At 57.9% G+C, this 5,875-nt stretch carries 7 protein-coding genes; 2 read left to right on the top strand and 5 right to left on the bottom strand.

Annotated elements, in window-relative coordinates; genetic code table 11:
• Positions 1-460: 460 nt before the first annotated feature.
• Positions 461-655 (top strand): hypothetical protein, encoded by a 195-nt coding sequence (locus NW809_RS10150; RefSeq protein ID WP_049749754.1) that lies wholly within the window; start codon positions 461-463, stop codon positions 653-655.
• A 222-nt stretch (positions 656-877) separates the two neighbouring features.
• Positions 878-1,384: an AAA family ATPase gene (locus tag NW809_RS10145; RefSeq protein ID WP_168174235.1), complete on the top strand. Its 507-nt coding sequence runs from the start codon at positions 878-880 to the stop codon at positions 1,382-1,384.
• Here NW809_RS10145 and dnaN read toward each other — a convergent pair.
• The 5 genes from dnaN to NW809_RS10120 form a co-directional block, all read right to left on the bottom strand.
• Entirely contained in the window at positions 1,381-2,745 is a 1,365-nt protein-coding gene (gene dnaN / locus NW809_RS10140) for a DNA polymerase III subunit beta (protein ID WP_099835900.1), read from the bottom strand. The genes NW809_RS10145 and dnaN overlap by 4 nt on opposite strands.
• 818 nt (positions 2,746-3,563) lie before the next feature.
• Positions 3,564-4,604, bottom strand: coding sequence for a tRNA dihydrouridine synthase DusB (gene dusB, locus NW809_RS10135; protein ID WP_099836037.1), 1,041 nt, complete (start codon positions 4,602-4,604; stop codon positions 3,564-3,566).
• A 63-nt stretch (positions 4,605-4,667) separates the two neighbouring features.
• Positions 4,668-4,883, bottom strand: a complete 216-nt coding sequence (rpsR, locus tag NW809_RS10130; RefSeq protein WP_011430485.1) for a 30S ribosomal protein S18 — start codon at positions 4,881-4,883, stop codon at positions 4,668-4,670.
• A gap of 29 nt (positions 4,884-4,912) precedes the next feature.
• Positions 4,913-5,107 (bottom strand): 50S ribosomal protein L33, encoded by a 195-nt coding sequence (gene rpmG / locus NW809_RS10125; RefSeq protein WP_011430486.1) that lies wholly within the window; start codon positions 5,105-5,107, stop codon positions 4,913-4,915.
• Between the two features lie 89 nt (positions 5,108-5,196).
• Positions 5,197-5,875, bottom strand: a 679-nt coding sequence (locus NW809_RS10120; RefSeq protein WP_414402051.1) for an RDD family protein, incomplete at its 5' end; no start/stop codon positions are given.

Genomic DNA, 5,875 nt, shown 5'->3' with positions numbered 1-5,875 from the left:
GGGAACCACCTGACCACACCCAGAACACTCTTGACTCATGCCGTTTGGATTCCCTGCAATCGTCAACAGCCCAGCTCTTTCAGTCGTCCACGCCCTAGCACCCCCTATTGGCTTCCCCTCTTCTCAGACCCTAACCCTGCCTGGATAACGATTACGAAGACTATTACCCCAGCTACCGGCACAACCTACTGCAATCCGGGTGGAAACCCCTGTACCGCCATTTCGATGCCGAGTATTCCTGTGCGGGATCCCTGGGCGTTGGCCGAAAAATTTTTGGAGATGTGTGCAGCGATATTGCCAATGCGGTAGGACGTAGAGAGTACAGCGCGCTTCTCAACTTTCAGAGAATACCTGTTACAAGATCGAAGGGTTTTGGAATAGCGTCACTCCACCTCTGCCCAGCCCCGACCATACAGTATTTCATGATCAGCTCTCCACGCAGACGCCGATTCAGCAGCAGGTGAGCCGGGATCAAGTTCCCATCGATGACGTTTTAAGGCGCCTGCAGGAAATGACCGTTCTCAGAGTTTTAGCGCATCTGGGGCGACTGGTGCAGTTGGCGCAATTCCATATGGAGCGCTACTTCTACCATCCAGTCGAGCGGTTCAGCAGTTGGGAGGAAATCAGCAGCCTGGGCACCACCTATGCCTTCTGACCGGAGCCGCAGATTTGGCTACAAGTTCAGGCCACCTATCACAACTGCCGCCGCTACACCCTGCTGGGCGTGGCTCTCAGGCCCTTGTTCGCAAGGTTACTTACAATCTGGCAGTGATGGTGAGCGGCTACCAAAGCCGGATCGGGCAAATCCACAGCCCCTATCCAATCAGTTCTTTTCCCACCGAAATTCAGGCCTTTGCAGCTTCTACAGCAGGAGCGATTGGCGGTCTTGGTGCACGGGATCCCGGGTACGGGCAAAACGGGATGGACGCAGGCAGTGACCCACGAGCTGCTGGGGCCCCTGCGCTATGCGGTGCTCATCTTGGATCACGAAGCCGTGCAGGAGTTCATCGCGCCCCCCTACCTGGAGGGGGTCTGCCTGATCATCAACGAAGCCGATCACCTCGCCCAAGACCGAGCCAGCGAGGTAGCCCAGCAGAGCACCAAAACCGAACGCATCCTCAGCCTGTTAGATGGCACCCTTCACCAAAGCGTGCTCGCTCCCGATTATCTCGACTGCGAGCAGAGGTTGGTGGTGTTAATGACCTGCAACACGACCGAGCGCCTGGAGCCGGCCGTTTTGCGCCAAGGGCGGGTGGACTTGGTGCAGGAGTTTACCCACCGGTTTGCTCGAGCTGCTATCGGCAGCCACCTGTTCTCCTCTCCGGACAGGTCAGGGGAGCAACTGAGGCCAATCTTCGATTTGGGTCAGGCTGGGGTGGGCTAGGTAGCCCGCAGTTGAACCGGCATGACCAAATAGCAGAGGCGCGTCGCTCCAATCGGCTTCCAGATGGCCGGCTGGGTAGCGCCGTTCAGCTCCAGGCTCACCTGCTGTGTATGAAACACCTTAAGGGCCTCCAGCAGGTAGCGCACATTAAAAGCCAGCTCCAGGTCAGGGCCGGACATCTGTACCGGCAGAGATTCCTCGCCGCTGCCCACATCGGGCGCCTCGGTGCTGATGCGTAGGGTTTGGGTTGCCTCAGAAAGGTTGAACTTGATGATGTCGTTCCGCTGGGCAGCAAACACCCCCACTCGCTCCAAGGACTCGATCAAAGGCCGACGCTCCAGGGTTACATGCCGCTCAAATTGCCGGGGGATCAGGCGGTTGTAGTCGGGGTACTGGCCCTCCAAAAGGCGGCTGGTAATCCGCTGCTGGCACTGAGCGCTGCCGGCGCCAGGGGGCAAAATAAATTGCACCTGCGACCGGTCAAACCGCAGTTCCACCGCGGAGGCGGCCGTCTGGGCGCCGAGGATGCGCTCCACCTCTCGTAGAGTCCGAGCGGGAATGGTGAAATCCAGCTTCGTCCCCCCAGCCGCCAAATCAACTGGGATCCCTTCCGCCTCCACCTGAACTATCGCCAGGCGATGTCCATCGGTGGCCGCAAACTCCAGCCGCGGCGGATCCCCGGTCAAGAGCTTGACATGTACACCCGTAAGCACTTGCTTGGTGTCATCACCGGAAGCGGCAAAGAGGGTTTGGCCAATCCCTTGCAGCAGGCTCTCGATGGGCAGCTCAAGGATCTGGGCGGCTAAGCTCTCCTCCTCAGCATCGGCATCGGCAGTACGGGGCGCTATCTCGGGCAAGGTGGGATACTCTTCCGCAGGCATGCCGCGTAGCTGGTACTGGCCGGCGGCCGATGTAAGGGTCACGGCAGCGCTCTCCGGCACTTGGCTGAGGCCGATCGGGCCGCTAGGCAAACGGCTGACGATGTCGCTGAGCAGCTTGGCCGGCAGAGTGGTGCGACCGGATCCCTTCACCTCGGCCTCGAACTCGCTGCGAATGCCCAAGTTCAAGTCAAAGGCCGTCAGGGCAACCCGCTGTGCCTCTGCACTTGCCTCTACCAGCACGTTGGCCAAAACTGGCAGGGCAGGACGGCTGGCAACAGCTCGGCTAACTGCAGCAAGGTGGTGGCTGAGCTCAGCTTGCTCACAGGTGAAGCAAAGACAACCGGCAGGTAGGTCGACAGCCTTGCCGAAGGACTCTGTCCTGTTGACGGGGAAGGGATCCCCAGACCTGCCGTCGCGCGGGGCAGACGCGGGCGATCCGGTTTCGACTTCCCAATCCGCAGGACGTTGAGCTTGCACCATCAGGGGACTTGCGAGCTGAATACGCCTATCCTACACCGCCTGCTTCCCACGGATCCCTCCCTGCCCAGACGAGTTTTGCAAAAAATTTTCCTCGCGCGCGCAGGATAAAGTTAAAAATCACGATCCCTACCCAATTTAATTTTTTAATCTAGTAGTAGTAGGGGCTGTGGAAACTGTGGAAATTGATCGGAAAAACCTTGCGCCACAAGCTTTTGATCGTATTCCCCACCTGTGGAAAAACTGTGGATAACTTGGCCAACTTTCCACAAGGTATAAATACTCTGTGGATAACTCGGGAGGTTTTTCCACAAGTTTTCCACAGATTTTTGAAGTTTTCCACAAGTTTTCCACAGGCTGAGGGGGATGAAAATGTTGCTATTCCCTGACAAATTTATAAAACTTAACGTACGACCAGTGTGGGATGCTCTAATGTAGTGGTTCGTTGCTCTAGATGTGGTCTGGGGATCCCATGAAGGCTGGGGGCGGCCTTCGGAGGATTTCCACAGGTTTTCCACAGGCTGCTCGGGAAAACCGTGGCAGCCTGCGGGAGGCTGGCCAGGCCCGCCAGACCAAAAGCTCGCATCGAGCTCAGGTGCGGCTGAAGCTGCTGACCGCGAGCTTCTGTTTGGCATGGTTACTGTCATTTCGGCCTCAGCCGGAGCAGTTTGCTTATGCTCAACTGCCCATAGCAAGTCAGGGTCGCTTCTCCAGAAGCGTGGATGCCTTGTTTCAAGATAAAAACGACCGTTTGCAAACGGCGGTCAAAGACCGATTGGCTACCGCCCAGCCGTCAGGGTAAAAGGATCCCCCACTCAATTTCAGGTAGTCTCTTCAAATTGCTCTTCGTTTGAGTCTTCAGTTACTTCTTCCGGTTGCAGCGGGGCCTCTTGGCAGCGCTCCATGGCCTGAAGCAGAAGGGCTTCCCCTTCTTGCAAGGTTTCGATGCGACAGAGAAGGGCGCGAAACTGAGAGGCGCCGGCAAAATCCTTGATGTACCAGGTCATGTGCTTGCGGGCCTGACGGATGCCACGTTCTCCCTTATACTCCCAGAGGCCCCGCAAGTGTTCTAAAGCCATTTGAATCCGATCCAGGGGGGTAGGAGCCGGCCTTTCTTGGCCGGTTTTCAGGAAGTGATCGATTTGCCCCACCAGGAAGGGGTAGCCCATCGTGCCGCGGGAGCACATCACCCCGTCGGCTCCGGTCTCCTCCAGACACTTTACCGCTGCATCAGTCGAGAAAATATCGCCGTTGGCGATCACCGGAATGCGTAAGTGCTCTTTGACCCGGCGGATCCAATCCCAGCGAGCCTTGCCGCTAAAGCCCTGGGCGCGTGTGCGGCCATGCAAAGTAAGCAGTTGCGCTCCAGCCTCCTGCAGCCGATGGGCAAAATCCAGAATGTTGATCTCCTGATCTGACCAGCCCAGGCGAGTTTTCACTGTAACAGGTACAGGTACAGCCTTGGCCACCGCTTCCACAATCCGGGCTGCCGTGTCCGGCTCCCGCAGCAGGGCAGAGCCGCCGCCGTTTCTGGTAATCTTGTTTACTGGGCAGCCCATGTTGATATCCACCAAGGTCGCCCCCTCATCCACGGCCATGCGAGCCGCTTCGGCCAAAAAGTGGGGCCGGCAGTCGAACAACTGGATGCCGATGGGCTGTTCTCCTTCACCCACTTCCATAATGCGGGGCAGCTCGCGGGCATAGTGCAACCCGGTGGCGTTCACCATCTCGGTGTAGACCAGGCTTTGCGGGGCAAAGCGGCGTACCAACCCCCGAAACACTTTGTCGGTTACGCCTGACAGGGGTGCCTGAAAGACACGACTAAAAACCTTTACCCCCCCAATCTCAAGGGGCTGGGCCATTCGAGCTTGCAATTGCGGCGAAAGCTGCAGGCTCATCGGGATCCGGAGAAAGCAGACAGCAACTTACCCTTCTTTGTTGACAAAGTAGAGAAGGCCTAGGATGCGCGCTTGTTTGATGGCTTTGGAGACTTGCCGCTGCTGCTTGGCAGTCAGCCCCGTGATGCGGCGGGGCAGGATCTTGCCGCGCTCGGTTACAAATTTCTTGAGCAGCTCAACATCGGTGTATTTGATCGGCTCTCCCGGTTTGATGGGAGACAGGCGGCGACGAGCGTAAACCATAGGTCAGGAGAACGGTAAAGCGTCTTGAACTATTTGATCTCTTTATGGACGGTGTGGCGGTTGCACTTGGGGCAGAATTTCTTCAGCTCCAAGCGAGCCGTGGTGTTACGGCGATTTTTGGTGGTGGTGTAGCGGTTTACCCCCGGAGAACGTTTGTTGACGTTGGTGCGGCACTCCGTACATTCCAGGGTAATGATGATGCGGGCACCCTTTGCTTTGGCCATAGTGGATCCCAAGATGGAGGTGAAAGTCGGCTCGAGATCCCCAAAACCCCAGCCAACGAGGTTGGAGATGGGCTACCTCGCAAGCGCGATCACCAATTATCCAACTTTTCTTTGACGGAATCAACCCAGTTTTTGACTTGCCTGCCGGTTTGTTGGCGGAGGGCGCGGGTGTTCCGATCCACGTCCCTGCTCAGGCGCTGCATCTGTCTGGAAAGATCGCGCACAGTTTCGTTGCGCTGAGCTTTGCGCAACAGGTCGCGAGCAGCGGACTTGACGTCCTCGGCGGCTTCTCCCTCCAGAATTTCCTGCAGCAGCCGCAGGGCTTTTTCATCCAGGTGGTAGCCTCGCTCCGATTCCACCACCAGGGTGCGTCCGGCGCGGTCGTGGATGCTCTGGCGTTTTTCTTTATCGAAAAGGGCGAACAGGCCATCGGCAGCCAAAGGCACCAGCAGGGCTTCCGTGAGGATAAACAGCGAGAGCACCCCTTCGCGGGCCAGGGAGCGCACCAGATGGGGTGAGGCCTCGGTTTCGGGATCCAGGGTTTTGAGGTTCAGCAGCCATTTGCCGAGGCTTTGGCCGGCGGGGCGGGATTGGAAGTAGCCGCGGTTCACCAACCAGGTGGCAAAAAAGGCGATGTAGCCGGTCATATCCACGGCGCCCGCATCGGCTCCTACCAGGGAAGCCAGGCCCTGCGCCAGGTAGGAGACCCCCAGCCCCAGCCCAAAATCCAGGGCAAAGGCTCCGATCCGTTTGCCCCAGGGGGCCAGT

The organism is Synechococcus sp. WC101 (assembly GCF_047461555.1).
In the GTDB taxonomy this organism is placed as follows: domain Bacteria; phylum Cyanobacteriota; class Cyanobacteriia; order Thermostichales; family Thermostichaceae; genus Thermostichus.
This window is presented reverse-complemented; position numbering and strand designations above follow the sequence as displayed.

Excerpts from the sequence above, each read along its gene's own strand:
- dnaN (WP_099835900.1), bottom strand. The coding sequence starts at position 2,745 with ATGGTGCAAGCTCAACGTCCTGCGGATTGGGAAGTCGAAACCGGATCG.
- dusB (WP_099836037.1), bottom strand. The coding sequence starts at position 4,604 with ATGGCCCAGCCCCTTGAGATTGGGGGGGTAAAGGTTTTTAGTCGTGTC.
- rpsR (WP_011430485.1), bottom strand. The coding sequence starts at position 4,883 with ATGGTTTACGCTCGTCGCCGCCTGTCTCCCATCAAACCGGGAGAGCCG.
- rpmG (WP_011430486.1), bottom strand. The coding sequence starts at position 5,107 with ATGGCCAAAGCAAAGGGTGCCCGCATCATCATTACCCTGGAATGTACG.